The sequence below is a fragment of the Streptomyces sp. NPDC052910 genome (assembly GCF_055585605.1).
This window is the reverse complement of record NZ_JBVJJR010000006.1, coordinates 428,557-444,644: the sequence shown is the minus strand read 5'-3', so window position 1 is coordinate 444,644 and position 16,088 is coordinate 428,557. Positions and strand designations below refer to the sequence as shown.

The following is a 16,088-nucleotide window of genomic DNA, read 5'->3' as shown; positions in this document are numbered from 1 at the left end:
TGGGGGAGCGTGGTGGGGAACGGCATGGTGGGTGGCGCGGCGGGGTGACGGCGGTTCTCCGGCCCACCCCGCGGGTTGCCCTGTTGCGCAAGCGCTAAAGTATGCGCGTCGGGCGGTGACAGGGCGGCGAACCGGGGAGACATGACGTCCCCCCAGGTGAGACGCCCCGTCCGCGTCGCCGCGCGCCGCGCCGGAGCCGTTCCGGGCCCGCCCGTCACACATCGTGCCAACAGAGAACCGGACGAGCCCCGGGCGCGCTCCGCGCGGCGAACGCGCGGGCGCCGGGGCGGTGGTGGAGGGAACGGAGATGGGTGTGCCCCTGACCAAGGGCGGCAACGTCTCGCTGAGCGCGCGGGCCCCCGGCCTGGCGGCGGTGACGGTCGGACTGGGCTGGCAGGCGGCCCCGGGCTGTGACCTGGACGCCAGCGCGCTGCTGTGCGACCGGTCCGGGAAGGTGCTCTCCGACCGGCATTTCGTCTTCTTCAACAACCTGACCAGCCCCGACGGTTCGGTCCGGCACGCCGGGGACGCCGGCGCCGACGGCCCGGCGGGCGACGCCCAGCGGATCCACGTCGACCTCGGCCGGGTCCCCGCGGACGTGATGAAGATCGTCTTCCCGGTGTCCCTCTACGAGGCCGAGGCCCGGGGCCAGGACTTCCGGCAGGTCCGCGGCGCGCACATCCGGGTGACCGACGGGGAAGGCGGCGCCGAACTGGCCCGCTACGAGCTCGGGGCCGGGGATGCCGGGGACGAGACCGCGATGGTCTTCGGGGAGCTGTACCGCCACGGCGCGGAGTGGAAGTTCCGGGCGGTGGGGCAGGGCTACGCGTCGGGCCTGGCGGGCATCGCCTCCGACTACGGCGTGGACGTGCTCCGGGACGCGGCGCCGGGGCCCGACGCGTCGGCGGGGCCGGTGCCGGCCGCCGCGTCCGCCGAACCGGTGGGATCCGTGCGGACCCGGAAGGCGGGCGAGGAGGCCCCCGCGGCCTTCTCCGCCCCCACCCCCGCCGCCCCCACCCCCGCCGCCCCCGCACCGGCCTCGGCCCCGGTCCCGACCCCGACGGTCGTCGTCCCGTCGGCGCACTCCGCGCCGACACTCGCCGCACCCCAGCCACTGACAGGGAGTTCTTCCGTGACGTGCTTCTTCGACCCCGCCCACGGCCCGGGCATGACGACGGTGTCCTGGGCGCCGCAGTGGGGTGTGCCCCGGCCGGTCCAGGCCTGTGGCGGCTGCGCCCACCGCGTGCAGACCACGCCGCCCCCGTACTACACCCAGCCCCAGGCGGGGTACCCGCAGGCCGGTTATCCGCAGCCCGTGCAGCAGGGATACCCCCAGCCCCCGCAGCAGGGCTACCCGGCCCCGCACGGTGACGCGCAGCAGGGCGGCGGTCAGCAGGGCGGTCGCCGGTTCGGCACCGGCGCGCTCATCGGCGCAGGCGCGGCGGGTCTCGTCGGCGGCGCGCTGTTGAACGAGGCGTTCGACGACGACGAGCCGGACGTGATCGTCAACAACTACTACGAGGACTGACGGCCCCTCCGCCCCCTCCTGCCCGCGCCGCCTTCGTCCGTTCCTGCCCGCGCCGCCCCCGTCCGTTCGACACTTGCGCAATGCGTAAAGTGTTCCCATGGCGGACGACGGTGTGCGGGGGCAGGAGACGGCGGTGCTGGCCGGTGGGCCGGCCGACGGCGTGAGGATCAAGGTGGTGGGGCGGCCTGCGGTGGTGCAGTTCACCCGTCCGTGCGTCGTCGAGAACGCCGAAGGTGACGCGCGGGTGGACGCGCTGTACGTCTACCGGCGCGACGTGCGTGTGGACGACGAGCCCCTGCGCTACGGATTCGACCCGGTCAGCCCCTGAACCCGCACCCCGTCGGGCCGCCGCGGTCGGGACGATCTCCGGTCGGCGTGGTTGTCCGCTCGCGCGGCCGGGCAAGTCTCGGGCGCGACCCCGGCGACCACGCGTCGCCGCGACGCGTCGCGACCACTCGTCCGAAGGGGGCTGCGGATGGCGCGGGACAGAACGGCACCGGCGGGCGGCGGCGACCTGCTCGTCGGCGCGGCCGTGGCGGAAATCGAAGGTCTTTACACCGAGTTGCTCGCCGGACGCGGCGAGCGGGACCGGGACCATGTCCTGGCCGATCTCGCGCGGGCGGGCCGGCGCCTCGCCTCCGCCGCGCTCGCGTCGCCGAACGCGCCGCGCGAGGAGGCGGCACGCCCGCGCTCGCGCCGGGAGCGCCGGCGGTTCCTGGCGGCCCGGGGCGCCGACCGCTGGCTGACGTTCGCCATGGGCGGCGGCCGGCGCGGCCGGCTCCTCCGGCGTGGCGCGGGGACCGGGGCGCGAGCCGGTTCCAGGAGGCCGTCGCCCGGCAAGCACCGATCCTGAGGTGACGGCCCCGGGTGCGGGCCGACCGCCCGCCCCGCCCGGTCAGGCGCCGCCCTGCGGCGTCCCGGCGCCCCACCGTCGGCATCATCCCTCACGCGGCACGCGGCACGCGGTACCCGGTACGCGGCCCCGGCGCCGTCCCTGTCTGGCCGCGCGCGGTACGCCGCCAGGCGCCGGCCGGCCGTACCACCTGCCGTCGTGTGGCCGTCCGCAGCGTCCTCCGGCGGGAGTTGAGCCCGGCGGCCGGGGGGGGCAGCGGCCGGGCATCGTACGCGTCGCCGGGGCCGGCGGTCCGGCGAGGGTGTCCGGGCCGCCGGACGCCGATGTGGGCGGCAGACCTCGGTGTGACCGCGTGGGAGCGCCGATTCGACGATACGTGCGCTACGTGTCCGGCCAACGGGGGCTTCCCGGACGCCCGGTCGAACGCGAGGGCCGCGACCGGCCCCGCACAGCCGCCGCGAACCCCGCCCACGCCCTCCACGCCTCCGGACCCACGGTTCGCCCGAAGGGCATGGCAGGGGGATGCCGAGGCGCGGTGGCGCGCCGCCACGCCTCGGTTGTGACGGTCGACCCGGCCAAGGAGGCGCTTCCGGCCGCTCTGGCGCGGAAGTTGTACGGCCGCCGGGACCCCCGAGCACGCGTACATCCTCTACGGCCCGACCGGGAGCGTCACGGGTTCCACCTGAAGCCGGGCTCCCTGACGTCGCATCAGGCCCCCGAACCGGCGTGATCGCACCGAGGGCTGCCCTCTGCCGCTCACCATGACCGGGAAAATGGAAATCAACTCCCTTTTGCAGCGCCCTGACTGACTGGCCGTCGGGACCAGCGAATTCCAAATCAACCGGCAGCGGCCGAAATTGTGGTCCGCCCATCGGAATAGCCGGAATTCAAGTGCTAAGCTCGCGCCACCATGCGCGGTAAGGTGACCCTTACTCGATGAGGCGGCGGCTCGCCGGAATGAATTCGGAAACGATTGTCAATGCACCGCCATGGCTCCGCCGGCCGCCGCGGAAACGCAACGGAGAGGCTTCAGTGAGCGCCACGGACACCGCGATGGGCAGGCAAGCCCGCATCGTGCTCATCATCACCGTCGTCGCCTCGGCGCTATTGGTCATCGATATCACTATCGTTTCCGTGGCGCTGCCGTCCATCCAGTCCGATCTCGGTGGTTCTCTCGCCGCCTTGCAGTGGATCATCATCGGCTACACCGTCACGTTCGGCGCCTTCCAGCAGGCGGCCGGCTCGCTTTCCGACCGGCTGGGGCGCCGGGCGATGTTCATGAGCGGCATAGCCCTGTTCACCCTCTCGTCCCTCGCCTGCGGCATCGCCCCCAACGCGCTGACGCTGGACCTGGCCCGCGGTGTGCAGGGCATCGGCGCCGCCTTCGTGCTGGCCAACGCGATGCCGCTGATCGCCCAGGTCTACGAGGGGCAGGCGCGCAACATGGCGATCGCCGTCTGGGGCACCACCCTTGGCGCCTGTGGCGCGGTCGCGCCGGTCATCGGCGGTCTGTTGGTCGACCTCACCCAGTGGCGCTACCTGTTCCTGATCAACGTGCCGATCGGGGCGACAGCCCTCTTCCTCTGCCGCACCCGGCTGCCCGCCGACCCGCCGCGCACCTCCCTGTCCGGCATCGACTGGACCGGCGCGGGCCTGCTCGTCCTCACCCTGGGCATCGTCAACTACGCCCTCACCAGGGGGGAGGACCAGGGATGGGCGAGCGGTGCGACCCTCGCCCAGTTCGGAGCGGGCATGGTGCTGCTGGCCGGATTCCTGGTCCTGGAACGGCGGGTGCACGCGCCCACGCTCGACCTGTCGCTGTTCACGGTGCCCACCTTCGTGGCGGCCACGCTGATCGCCTTCTTCTCCCGCTTCGCCACGGTCGGCGGCTCGGTGTACTACATCCTGTACTTCCAGAGCGCCCGCGGGCTCAGCCCGTTGCAGAACGGCCTGCTGATGATGGCCGTCTTCGCCCCGCAGCTCGGCATGGGCCTGGTCGCGGGCAAGCTCCAGGCCAGGTACTCGCCGTCGCACATCATCGCCGCGGGCTTCGGCATCCTCGCCGTCGGCGGCCTCGCCATGGCCTGGTCCTTCGATCGCGACACCACCATCTGGGCCGCCCTGCCCGGCCTGCTGCTGTGGGGTGTCGGTGGCGGACTGGCCGGCAGCCCGTCGATGTCCCTCGCCGTGAACGTGGTGCCCAAGCAGCGCGCCGGCATGGCGTCCGGGGCCGTCAACAGCCTCTTCATGTTCGGTGCCGGCACCGGAGCCGCGCTCTTCGGCGTCCTCTTCCGCGCCCGCGTCTCCGACCGGGCCGACGGCGAGCCGGTGCTGGCCGGCGCGGACCATGACGAGATCGTCTCCGCCGCCGCCCAGGGCGACATCTCCCGCGCCCTGGACCACGTCCCGGACGCCGCGGCCGACCATGTCCGCCGCACCCTGGAGACGGCCCTGTCCGACGGCGCGTCCACCGTGATGACCTGGGCCGCCGCCATCTGCGTGGTCACCGCGGCCGTCGCACTGACCCTGGTCCGCAAGAAGGACCTGCTCACCGGCGCCCCCGAACCGGAGAAGAGCCCGGGCAGGGCCGAACCCGAACCGGCCTGACCCCGCGTCACACCGCAGCCCGCCTCGCACCCGGGGCCCGAGCCTCCCCGCCCGGCCGTACCGCCCGCCGAGCCCTCGGGCCCCGGGCGGCACCGCCGCTCCGACCAGGCCGCTCCGACTAGGCCGCTCTGACCAGGCCGCCCTGACCTCGCCGCTCCGGCCCGCCCGCGACGCCGACCCGCCCACGACGCCGAGCCGTCGCGAGCGCGGTACGGCGGCGTCGGACTCGCCTGTGAGTCCGCCGCCCGGGCGGCGACCGGCGACCGGGCGTCCGTCGCCCGGCCCGGGCCGCTCACCGTCCGGGCGGCGACGCCGGCTCGTGCGGTGACGTGGAGCGTGCCCGCTCAGGCGTCTGCCGGTCCTCGGCAGGGGGCGGGCGGGCGCCGGAAGGGGACGAACCGGGTGGCGTGCCCGGAACATGAGAAACCGCCCCCGACGGGGGCGGGGGCGGTTCCTGTCCTTGGGGGCGCGGGGTGCCGCGCCCGTGTGCTCAGCCGGCGTCCGGCACCCGCCGGTGGACCGTGCCGTGCGGGTCCTCGCAGTGCCCGCCGGCCGTCTCGACGGAGCCGACGGTCACCAGCTCGCCGGGCGCCTCGCACACCTCCAGCGTCGCGTGGGTGATGCCGTATCCCGCGCGGAGGTCGGCCTGGACGGCGGTCCGCACGGCGTGGCAGTCGCCGCCCGGCTCTACCAGGACGTGCGCCGAGAGCGCCACCTCGCCCGAGGTGATCTCCCAGATGTGCAGGTCGTGAACCTCCACCACGCCGTCCTGCCGAGCCATCCGGGCGCCCACCTCGTCCGGCTCCATGCCGGGGGGCGCGGCCTCCAGGAAGATCCGCCCCGATGCGCGGACCAGGGACACCCCGGACCGCAGCATCAGCGCCACGACCACCAGGGTCGCGACGGCGTCGGCGCGGGTGAATCCGGTCAGCATGACCACCGCACCGGCCACCGCGGTGGCGACGAAGCCGTACAGGTCCGTGATGATGTGCTGGAAGGCGCCCTCGACGTTGAGCGAGGACCGGTTGGCCTTCGACATGCACCACGCGGCGGCGATGTTCACCACCACGCCCGACAGGGCGGTGGCCAGCACCATGCCGCCACCGACCGCCGGCGGATCGATCAGCCGCTTCACGCTCTCGTACGCCAGCCAGACGGACAGCAGCAGCAAGGTCAGCCCGTTGCCCTGGGCCGAGAGGATCTCCGCCCGCTTCAGCCCGTAGGTGTAGCCGCCCTTGGCGGGGCGGGCCGCCAGCCGCATCGCGACCAGGGCCAGCACGATGGAGCCGGCGTCGGACAGCATGTGGGCGGCGTCGGAGATCAGGGCCAGCGAATGGGCCAGGAAAGCGACGACGACTTCCACCGCCATATAGGCCAGGATCAGGCCGAGCGCGATGCTCAGCCAGCGCCGGTCCGCGTCGGCGGCCACCCCGTGGCTGTGGCCGCCGTGTCCGTGCCCGTGGTCGTGTCCGTGTCCGTGGTCGTGGCCGTCATGGGAATCGCGGCGGTGTCCCTCCCCGTCCGCCTTCGTCTCCCCGGCATGCCGGTGCGCCTGCTGCATGAAACCCCCTCGTTCCGGGCTGGGCAGGGAAAGTGAAGCGCATTGTTTCCGGGATTTCAAAGGCTGCAATGGAGACGGTTATCAAAAGCGCGCTCCGGTGCGGAGATTTCCCGTTTTCTTTCCTCCGATTCCCTGGGCGGCCGCCTCGGCGGTGGCCGGAAAGCACCGGAGCGCCACGGAGAACCGCAGGAAACGGCGAGGCGGCGGCGGAATCCGGACAGATCACAGGGACGAGGCGGGCCGGGCCGGTGCTCCAACGCGCCGTGACGTAACGGTCGGTGGCGGGCATCCGACGGCTGTCGCTCGTTCCGGTCCGGTCGTGATCGGTGCGTGGTGCGTGCTCACCACGCCGGTGTTGATCGACTGGAGGACGAGGGCGCGGAGTTCACCCGAGGCGGGCGGGGCGGCGACGAGCGGATGCGCCGCGCCGGGGCCGGAGCCCCGGAAGCGGGAGCGACTCGGGGGCGGCGTGGAGTCGACGGAGGCGACCGGCAGCGGGAGGGAGGAAGATCCGGAGGACGCCGGAGGGCGTGGGGACTTGAGAGAGGAGAGCCGCGGGGGAAAGGGAACCGGGGGAGTGCGAATGCTACTTGGGAAGCGTGGGGGAAATGTTCGTGGACGAACCTGCCCATCGGCGGTCCGCCCGCTCCCGATTCCGCATGGGTTCGCTCAAGTACGCGAGCGGTTCGAAGGGGTGCGCGGCAGGGCCGTCTCCCGATGGGCGGGGACGCACCTTTTCGGCACTTTCGCCAGGAGGATCACCGAAAACGGCGGACGGGCACGTGGTTGGCCTTCCTGCCCGCCCTTTCAGCCCCTGCCGGTTCCCTTCCGGCGGTCGGTACGCGCCCGTACTGGGCCCGTGGGGTGTGAACGTTCCGCCATCCGCGTGGTGAATCCGCTCGCGCCGTACGTGACACGAGACTTCGCCGGACACTTTTTCCGATGCTTCGTATCAGCGTAACGACGGGCTCCTCAATCGCCCGGAGGTCGCTGGAAATCCGGCGTAGCGGTTCCCGCGGACCACGGCCCGGTGAACCGGACCCTCGGGCCGTACGCCCAGGAGGTTCTGCCATGTCCCTGCTTCCCCCCATGCTGAACAGCGCGGCCGTACTGGCCGCCGCCACGGGACTCACCGGCGCCGTCGCCTTGCTGACGGTCGTCGTCGCCTCGGTCGCCGCCCGCAGTCCGCAACGTCGCCGGGACGCCCGGGCCACCCTCCGCATCCTGGTCCGCCGGCGCCCGCGGCGGTGACGAACACCGGCCCGCGCGTAGTGACGGACAGTCACCTCGGGGCGGCGCCGGGCGAACACCTCGAACGCGCCGTCCTCCCCTCGGATCGCTTGTGCCCGCCGGGCTGTGTCCACCCGGGCGCTCAGGCGGCCTCCACGTCCGCGTCGGCCAGTGACCGGAACGTCCGGCGGTAGGCCGCCGGGGACACGCCCGTCTCGGCGGACAGGTGCCGGCGGAGGGAGGCGCCGGTGCCCAGCCCGGACGCGGCGGCTACGCGGTCCACCGGCAGGTCGGTGGTCTCCAGGAGCCGGCGGGCGTGCCGGACGCGCTGCTGGGTGAGCCACTGCCCGGGCGGCATGCCCACCTCGTCACGGAACCGGCGGCAGAACGTCCGGGTGCTCATGCCGGCGTGCCGGGCGAGCTCCGTGAGGGGCAGCGGCAGATGCAGCCGCTCCGCCGCCCAGGCGCGGGTCGCCGCGGTCGAGGCCGCCGTGGGTTCCGGCACCGGGCGTTCGATGTACTGGGCCTGACCGCCCTCGCGCCAGGGCGGCACCACGCACAGCCGGGCGACCCGGTTGGCGGTCTCGCTCCCGTGGTCCTTGCGGACGAGGTGCAGGCAGAGGTCGACGCCGGCCGCCACCCCGGCCGCGGTGAGCACCCGGCCGTCGTCCACGAAGAGGACGTTCGCGTCCACCCGGACGCGGGGGAACGCCCGCTGGAAGTGCTCGGCCTCGAACCAGTGCGTGGTCGCGGGCCGGTCGTCCAGCAGGCCGGCCGCGGCCAGTACGTAGGAAGCGGTACAGATGGACACGATGCGGGCGTCCGGCGGGACGAGGGCCAACGCCTCGGTCACACCCGGCGGGAACCGGTCGGCGTCGCCGGTGGGGCCGCAGGTGAACGGCGGGATCACCACGGTGTCCGCCGATCGCAGGGCGTCGCGGCCGTGCTCCACGGTGACGGAGAAATCGGCGCTCGTACGTACAGGACGGGCCTCCAGACCGCAGGTGACGACCTCGTACAGCGGCTCGCCGCGCGGGCCGGCCGCGGTGCCGAAGATCCTTACCGGGATGGCCATTTCGAAGGGGTAGACCCCGTCGAGGGCCAGGACGACCACACGATGCATGGCAAGATCCTTTCACAACCTGACATTCCTGCCACTCGTCGTGATCACTCCGGCGCGGAAGTGTGGGCGGTGCGAGGCCGGTCCGACCGGGAGCGGCCCAGCCCCCCCGAGGAGATGTGAGATGCGCGCGATCCGCCAGGACACGTTCGGCGGCCCCGAGGTGCTCAAGGTCGTCGAGACCGAGCGGCCGGAGCCCGGCCCCGCCGAGGTGCTGGTCCGGGTGCACGCCACCAGCGTCAACCCCACGGACGTCTGGCACCGGGCCACCGGCGGCCTCGCCGGGGCGGTCGTCCCGCTCGGCTGGGACGTGTCCGGCGTGGTCGAGGCCGTCGGCATCGGCGTCACCGTGCACCGGCCCGGCGACGAGGTGTTCGGCATGCCGCGCCACCCGCTCCCGGCGGGCACCTACGCCGAGTACGTGACCGCACCCGCCCGGCACCTCGTCCGCAAGCCCGACGCGCTGTCCCACCAGGAGGCCGCCGCCCTCCCGCTCGCCGCGCTGACCGCCTGGCAGGCGCTGGTGGACGTCGCGGACGTGCGCCCCGGACAGCGGGTGCTGATCCACGCGGCGGCCGGCGGCGTCGGCCACCTCGCCGTCCAGATCGCCAAGGCCCGGGGCGCGTACGTCATCGGCACCGCGCGTACGGCCAAACACGCCCTCCTCCGCCGGCTCGGCGCCGACGAGCTGATCGACTACACCCGGGCCGACTTCACCACCGAGGCCCGTGACATCGACGTCGTCCTCGACGCCATCGGCGTTGCGTACGGCCCGCGTTCGCTGCGGACCCTGCGCCCCGGCGGCATCGTCGTCTCCCTCGCCTCCCCCGACGAGGCCGCTCTCGCCGGGCACGCCGAACCGCTCGGCCTCCGCGCCGCCTTCATGGCCGTCGAGGCGGACGGCGCGGGCATGCGCGAGGTCGCGGCCCTGGCGGCCGACGGGCGGCTGCGGCCCGTCCTCGACACGGTGCTGCCGCTGGAACGGGCCGCCGAGGCGCACGCGCTGGCCGAGCGGGGGCGCACGACCGGGAAGATCGTCCTGACCGTGGGCGGGTGAGGTGCGACGCCGTCCGCCCGAGGCCCGGGGCGACCGGGCCGCGAGGCGCGGGTGGCCGCGAGGCGTCGTGGCGGTCGGGGCACGGCGAGGACCCGTTCCGCGCGGGTTCGCGGTGGCCGCACCGCTGCGCAGGCGCACGGAAGTTGACGATCGGGACTCCGCCGCACGGCGCCGGGCACCCGCTGCCGGCCGGCCGCGTCGGTGCGCGAACCGGGCACCCGGCCTCCGCGCGGCCGGGCCGGAACGGGCTTGCCGTCCGCGGCGGTACGGCGGCTCACGGCACGGCGACTTACGGTACGGCGGCTTACGTGGCTCCGCCGAGGGACGACGGCTCAGGTGGCTCCGCCGAAGAGCTGGGTCCAGTAGGTGCCCGCCGGACCGCCGCCCGCGAAGCCGACGCCGAGATGGGTGAAGCCCGGGGTGAGGATGTTGGCGCGGTGGCCGGGGCTGTTCATCCAGCCTTCGACGACCTCGGCGGGGGAGCGCTGGCCGCACGCGATGTTCTCGCCGACGGCGCGGTGGACGCAGCCCGCCGCGACGGCACGGTCCCAGGGGCGGCGCCCGTCCGGGGAGACGTGGGAGTGGTAGCCGCGCGCCGCCATGTCCGCGCTGTGCGCCTGGGCCGCGGCCGTGAGCCGCGGGTCCCCTGACAGCGGCCGAAGACCGGCGCCGGTCCGGTGGACGTTGGTGAGGGCGAGGACGTCGGCGGCCGTGCGCGCCAGCCCGTCGGCGCTGAACGGCCGGGCCCACAGCGCCGCCCAGAACGTGTCGCCGGAGCGGGCGTCCACCGCGTAGGCCACCCCGGCCGCCGTGAGGGCGGGATCCCGCACCGGGCCCGACGACCGGGCGTCGCCCAGGCAGAACTCCAGGAAGGCGGCGGGCGACCGGGGCCCCGACACCAACTGCTCCGCCAACCCGAGGTACGCGTAACCACACGCCGTGACCTGCTGGAACACCGAGATGCCGGACGGCCCCTCGGAGGACAGCCGGCCCTGCCGGGCCATGCCGTCGGCGTGCCGGCGCGCGGCCTCGGTGAGCCGTGCGTCCGCGCTCACCGGCGGCACACCGGCCCGGGCGCGCTCGGCGTTGACGAGGGCGGCGAACGCGTGCGCGTCGTCGGGTGCGGCAGCGGGCGCCGGGGCGCTCACGGGACCGGGTTCGTCCGCCACCTCGACGCCGAAGTCGCGCGCCACGCCGGCCAGGCCGTCCGCGTACCCCTGTCCGAGTGCGCGCAGCTTCCAGTTGGTCCCCCGGCGGTACACCTCGGCGAGGAGCAGCACCCTCTCGTCCGTCGGCCGGGGCGGCGCGAACCGGGCGAGCGGCCGGCCGCCCGGCCCGGCGACCCGCAGGCCGGGGACGGGCAGCGCGGCCGGCCGGACCCCCGGGTCCTCGGGGCTGACGACGACCGTCAGCCGGTTCGCCCCCGGGCGGAGGGCGGCACGGTCGACCACGACCCGGCCGGAACCGAGCCGGACGCCGGGCGCCGACGGCTGGTTGTAGAAGACGAAGTCGGCGTCGCCGGCCACCTTCCCGTCCGCTCCGGTGATCAGGACCGATACGTCGTAGGGGCCCGTCACCTCCAGGGTCAGGGCGCCGTCGGGCAACTCCAGGGTGGCGCCGGGGACCAGCGTGCTCATCGGTCATCACGTCCTCGCCGTACGGGAAACGGGACGCGGCCCCCGCCGGCACCGCGCCGGTCACCACCGGCACCGCTCCGGCCCCCGCCTCCCGCTGCTGAGAACGAGGGCGGGGGCGCGGTGGTTCCCGCGTGGGTTCCGGGGTGGCGGTGGGTGGGGGAAAGGGGAGGGGGAAGCGCGATGATGGGGGTTCGGCCGCGCCGGTCGCTTCGGGTGTGCCCGGGCGGGCCGGTCGAGCGCCGGCGCTTCGGCGCGCTCCCCGGTCCGTCTCGTCGTCGGCGGCGGTGGCCCGGCCGCCCGTCGCCCCGTCCGGGACACGTTGTTACGCTGCGGGCATGTCCTCTCCGCCGTCGGTCGACGACATCCGAGCCCTCCACGAGAAGTACGCCCCCACACCGGAGGCGTTCGCGCTCGTGTACACCCACTGCCGCGTCGTCGCGGAGCTCGCCGAGGAACTGCGGGCCGGGGCGGCGCCGGAGGCGGACGCCGAGTGGGTGCGGGCGGGGGCGCTGCTGCACGACATCGGCGCGTACGAACTGTTCGACGCGGACGGCGGGCTCCGGCTCGGGGAGTACATCCGGCACGGGGTGATCGGGCACGAGATCCTGCGCGGTGAGGGGTTCCCGGAGCGGCTGTGCCGGTTCTGTTCGTGCCACATCGGCGTCGGCCTCACCCGGGACGACGTCCGCCGGCAGGGGCTCCCGCTGCCGGAGGCGGATTACGTGGCGACGACGATCGAGGAACAACTGGTCATGTACGCCGACAAGTTCCACACCAAGAGCGACCCGCCGGCGTTCCTCTCCGCCGACACCTACGCGGCCGGCCTCGCCCGGCTGTTCGGGCCGGGGAAGACCGCCGCCTTCCAGGCACTGCGGGACCGGTTCGGCGAGCCCGACCTCGACGGCCCGGCCGCCCGGTACGGGCACGCGCGCCGGTGAGGGACGCGGGCCGGCGGCCATGAGGGACACGGACCGGCGCAGGTGAGGGGTGTGGACGCGTGCCGCCGGGGGACGCGGGCACGCCGGGCCGCCAGGGCGCGTCAGCAGGCGCAGTCCGGGACGCTCTCCAGGTAGGCCGTGGTGCCGGTACGCCGGGCCCGGTTGACGGCCGCGAGCCGCTGCCAGGAGCGGCTGTCCATGGTCCGCGCCCAGTCGCTCATCGGCCGTACCTCCCAGGCGTCGTGCTCGCCGGGGTCCAGCACGATCCGCGCGAGCGCGTCGCGGCCGAGCCGGCCGCCGTCGAAGACGAGTTCCGCCTTCGCCACCGGCCACCGCCCGGGCGGGACGAAGTCCACCGCGAGGAGCCGCGGCCGGCCGGTGAAGACGATGCCCGTCTCCTCCCGGCACTCCCGCACGGCGGTGCCGAACGGACTCTCACCGGGGCCCATGTCCCCGCCCGGGAACCGCCACAGCCCCTGTGTCACCGAGGACCGCAACTGGAGCGGGCGGTCCTCGGTGTCGGTGAAGAACAGCGCCGCGTACACGGCCGCCTTGGACAGGCCGGCGACGTACTCGGCGAGCGGCAGTCGCGGTTTCCCCACCTGAACTCCTTCGCTTCCGGCCGGAGGTCTCCCGACTCCAGGATGGAGCAACGGAACGCTCGGCGCGACGAGTTGCGCGAACCGGACGACGCGTCGTGCCGCGCGCTCCCGTGCCACCCGGCGTACGACGCAGGGCGCGCGCCCCGCGCGGTCGGCGGAGCCAGGGCAGCGGGCGGGATGCCGGCCGGCCGGCGCGCCCCCGGGCCGCGATGTCCCGTTCCGCTGCGCGGGCCCGTCCGGACCGACATGCTGGTGGGCATGTCCGATCACGCCGAACACGTGCCGGTTTACCGGCAGATCAGAATGGCCCCGCCGACCGCCCCGGTCGCCGCGCTCGCGGACGAGGAGGCGTGGCACGCCCGGGAGGCCTACCCCGAGCTCCTGGGCGTCGGCGGAGCGGTCTTCGGAGCGGCGCGGGAGCGTGAGCAGGGCGGCTGGGAAGTCCTGCCGTACTTCGGCGACACCACGCCCCAGGACGCCAGGGACACCCTGGCCTCGCACTTCCGGCGGCTCGCCCACGAGGCGGAGGAGGCCGGCGACCGGGCGGCTCTGGCGGAGTGTGTCACGGCGTACGAACTCCTGGACTGGGAGCCCGCCGACGAACTGACCGCCTTCGGCGCCCGACACCGGGTGGTGCGCGCCGAGCGGTTCGTCCGCTCGGGACCCGACGGCCCGGAGCCGCCGCGCCCTTCCGACCCGGACCCGGCCGGACCTGGAGAGGGACAGGACGCCGACGATCCGGTCACCGGCTTCGTCCTTGACACCGCCGCGCCGACGGGCCTGTCCGAGGGCATCCTCAAGACGGAGCTGCTGTCCCTGGTCCGGGCGCCGGGAACGGTCCCGGACGACGTGTGCGAAGACTCGGTGGGCGCGACGCTGACCCACCCCGGCGGGGTGCTGCTGCCCGCCGAGTTCATGGTCGCGGAGTGTGTCGGCGGGCACTGGGCCCCGCTGGCGAGCGGGTGTGCCACTCCGCAGACCGCCCGGGACGTCGTGATGTCGGAACTGCGGGTGATGGCCCCGGCGATGCGGCGGCTGGGCGCGCGGGAACGGGAGGAGTACGCGCTGGCCGCCGACCGCTTCGACGAGGAGCGGGGTGCCACGCTCCGGGTGGCGGACCGGCTGTTCCGGGTCGTCCGGGTCGAGCGGCTGGTCAGGATCGGCCCGGACGGCCCCGAGGGCCCGCGCCCGTCCGACCCCGACCCCCAGCCGCCGGTGATGGTGCACGACCGGCAGCTCAGGGAGCAGGGCCTGCTCACGGACGAGGAAGAGGACGACGTCGAGCACGCCGAGGACGTGGAACCGCCCGCCGAGATCAGGGAGATGATGGAGCTCGCGGCGAAGGAGCGCGAGCGGCGGCGACGCCGTGGCGGGGCATCGGGGTCCTCCTGAGGGCCGGGGTCTTCCGCGAAGGGCGGACCTCCGCGGGTGAAGGGGTGACGCTGCGGGGTGGCGGGGTCGGCCGCTGTCCGGTCGGCGTGGACCGTCCCCTGGTGCGGGCCGTCGTCTCGTACGGTCCCTCCCCGTGTGCGCTCGTCTCCGTCCGTGCGCGGGCGTCTCCGTGCGCTGTCGTCTCCGTGCACGGTCCGTCTCCCGGCAGGTACGGAGCGGTGTCCTCGAACCGGTGGGGGTGGTCAAGGGCGGCCGGACGGGCGGGAGTCGTGCGTCCGGGAGTACCGGAGCCGCGGACGGCGGCGGGCCGCTAGAGCACCGCGCCGGGGCGCGACCGCCCGACGGCCGGCGAGCCCCGCAGGATGGAGCCGAACAGGTCCTGCAGCTCCGGGCACGGGTCGACGCCGTACTCGTCCGCCAGCAGGCGCCGGGTCTGGTGGTAGACCTTGAGCGCCTCCGCCTGGCGGCCCGCCCGGTAGAGGGCCTGCATGTGCAGCCAGCTCAGCCGTTCGCGGGTCGGGAACTTCATGCTGAGCGTCGCCAGGTCGGCGGCGATCACCGAGTAGTCCTGCTCCTGGGCCAGTTCGGCCTCCCAGCGGCTCTCCAGGGCGAGCAGCCGCAACTCCTCCAGGCGGGCCGCCGCCTGGGTGCCCAGCGCGTCGTCGCACATCTCGGGGTAGGGCGTTCCGCGCCAGAGGGCCAGGCAGGACTCCAGGACGTGGCCGGCGGCCTGGTGGCGGCCCTCAAGGAGCAGTCGGCGGCCGTCGCGCAGCAGTTGTTCGAAACGGCAGACATCGATGCGTTCGGGTTCCACGGCGAGGACGTAACCGGCGGCCTCCCGGCGCAGGATCCGGTTGCGGCACCGTGGTGGACTGCCCGGTTCCAATTTCCTCCGCAGATTGGACACATAGCTGTGCAGCGTCGTCATCACGGCATTCGGAGGGTTGCGCGGCCATACGGCCTCGGTCAGCCGTTCGGGAGTAACCGCTTCACCCGGTGTCAGCAAAAGAGCGGCCAGCACGGCGCGTTGGCGGGCCGGCCCGAGATCCACGGGCAGGCCTCCGGCCCGTACTTCCAGCGGACCCAGAACGCTGATCTGTAACCCGGTGGTTATGGACATCGACGCTTTCCTCCTGACACGACTCCTGACGGCGGCCGGTACGGGAATGGTCGTTCCCGCCGGTCCCGGACCGTTTCCGCGCATGACGGCCGGAGGCGCACGCGCGTTCGCACCTCCGACGCCAAGTGTGCCCCTTTTTTCCTGACGTGGGCAGTCTGGCATCCGTTCCCGGACGGATGATGATCCAACAGGACCCCTCCGTACGCACCAGTGCCCCACTGGGCATGATCGACGAGGGAGGCCCCATTGACACAAAAGGGTCCTGAATAAACGTGACGAACAACACGCAGGGGGCGTAAGTCCGCTGGTGCGGCGCACGGGAACCGGCAGCGGTGCCGGACCCGGCCCCTCCGGTCGGGCCCCCTCCGGATTCCCCTCCACCGCCTTCCCGCCGGCTGTCGCCCCGACCCTCCCGTCGGCCCCCGTTCGGAAAGGGTTCACGC

General features: G+C 74.1%; 12 protein-coding genes and 1 pseudogene. 8 read left to right on the top strand and 5 right to left on the bottom strand.

The genetic code is table 11. The annotated features are described in order from the left end of the window. Window positions 1-307 precede the first annotated feature (307 nt). The 4 genes and pseudogenes from ACZ6X9_RS23565 to ACZ6X9_RS23550 all read left to right on the top strand — a co-directional run. Window positions 308-871 (top strand): annotated as a pseudogene (locus ACZ6X9_RS23565) (TerD family protein); the annotation flags it as partial. Window positions 872-1,625: 754 nt separating this feature from the next. Beyond that, window positions 1,626-1,856: a hypothetical protein gene (locus tag ACZ6X9_RS23560; RefSeq protein ID WP_469779970.1), complete on the top strand. Its 231-nt coding sequence runs from the start codon at window positions 1,626-1,628 to the stop codon at window positions 1,854-1,856. 147 nt (window positions 1,857-2,003) lie between these two features. After that, window positions 2,004-2,381: a hypothetical protein gene (locus ACZ6X9_RS23555; protein WP_469779969.1), complete on the top strand. Its 378-nt coding sequence runs from the start codon at window positions 2,004-2,006 to the stop codon at window positions 2,379-2,381. A gap of 1,032 nt (window positions 2,382-3,413) precedes the next feature. Continuing rightward, entirely contained in the window at window positions 3,414-4,988 is a 1,575-nt protein-coding gene (locus ACZ6X9_RS23550; protein WP_469779968.1) for an MFS transporter, read from the top strand. A 490-nt stretch (window positions 4,989-5,478) separates the two neighbouring features. Here ACZ6X9_RS23550 and ACZ6X9_RS23545 read toward each other — a convergent pair whose 3' ends face one another. Next, window positions 5,479-6,549 (bottom strand): cation diffusion facilitator family transporter, encoded by a 1,071-nt coding sequence (locus ACZ6X9_RS23545; RefSeq protein ID WP_469779967.1) that lies wholly within the window; start codon window positions 6,547-6,549, stop codon window positions 5,479-5,481. A 1,071-nt stretch (window positions 6,550-7,620) separates the two neighbouring features. Between ACZ6X9_RS23545 and ACZ6X9_RS23540 the strand changes: the two genes are divergently transcribed. Then, window positions 7,621-7,800 carry a hypothetical protein gene (locus ACZ6X9_RS23540; protein ID WP_469779966.1) on the top strand — a complete coding sequence of 60 codons (180 nt, stop codon included), beginning with the start codon at window positions 7,621-7,623 and terminating at the stop codon, window positions 7,798-7,800. A 121-nt stretch (window positions 7,801-7,921) separates the two neighbouring features. Here ACZ6X9_RS23540 and ACZ6X9_RS23535 read toward each other — a convergent pair whose 3' ends face one another. Then, window positions 7,922-8,902 carry a GlxA family transcriptional regulator gene (locus ACZ6X9_RS23535; protein ID WP_469779965.1) on the bottom strand — a complete coding sequence of 327 codons (981 nt, stop codon included), beginning with the start codon at window positions 8,900-8,902 and terminating at the stop codon, window positions 7,922-7,924. Window positions 8,903-9,023: 121 nt separating this feature from the next. Between ACZ6X9_RS23535 and ACZ6X9_RS23530 the strand changes: the two genes are divergently transcribed. Continuing rightward, window positions 9,024-9,956, top strand: coding sequence for an NADP-dependent oxidoreductase (locus ACZ6X9_RS23530; protein ID WP_469779964.1), 933 nt, complete (start codon window positions 9,024-9,026; stop codon window positions 9,954-9,956). Between the two features lie 332 nt (window positions 9,957-10,288). Here the strand turns inward: ACZ6X9_RS23530 and ACZ6X9_RS23525 are convergent, their stop codons facing one another. Then, window positions 10,289-11,593, bottom strand: a complete 1,305-nt coding sequence (locus ACZ6X9_RS23525; protein ID WP_469779963.1) for a CAP domain-containing protein — start codon at window positions 11,591-11,593, stop codon at window positions 10,289-10,291. A 335-nt stretch (window positions 11,594-11,928) separates the two neighbouring features. On the opposite strand from ACZ6X9_RS23525, the gene ACZ6X9_RS23520 reads away from it, so the two are divergent. Then, entirely contained in the window at window positions 11,929-12,531 is a 603-nt protein-coding gene (locus ACZ6X9_RS23520; RefSeq protein ID WP_469779962.1) for an HD domain-containing protein, read from the top strand. Window positions 12,532-12,632: 101 nt separating this feature from the next. Here ACZ6X9_RS23520 and ACZ6X9_RS23515 read toward each other — a convergent pair whose 3' ends face one another. Beyond that, window positions 12,633-13,133: an NUDIX domain-containing protein gene (locus ACZ6X9_RS23515; protein WP_469779961.1), complete on the bottom strand. Its 501-nt coding sequence runs from the start codon at window positions 13,131-13,133 to the stop codon at window positions 12,633-12,635. 258 nt (window positions 13,134-13,391) lie between these two features. Here ACZ6X9_RS23515 and ACZ6X9_RS23510 point away from each other — a divergent pair, with 258 nt between their 5' ends. Then, window positions 13,392-14,525, top strand: coding sequence for a DUF5954 family protein (locus ACZ6X9_RS23510; protein WP_469779960.1), 1,134 nt, complete (start codon window positions 13,392-13,394; stop codon window positions 14,523-14,525). A gap of 310 nt (window positions 14,526-14,835) precedes the next feature. Here the strand turns inward: ACZ6X9_RS23510 and ACZ6X9_RS23505 are convergent, their stop codons facing one another. Then, window positions 14,836-15,645, bottom strand: coding sequence for an AfsR/SARP family transcriptional regulator (locus ACZ6X9_RS23505; protein WP_469779959.1), 810 nt, complete (start codon window positions 15,643-15,645; stop codon window positions 14,836-14,838). Window positions 15,646-16,088: the final 443 nt, after the last annotated feature.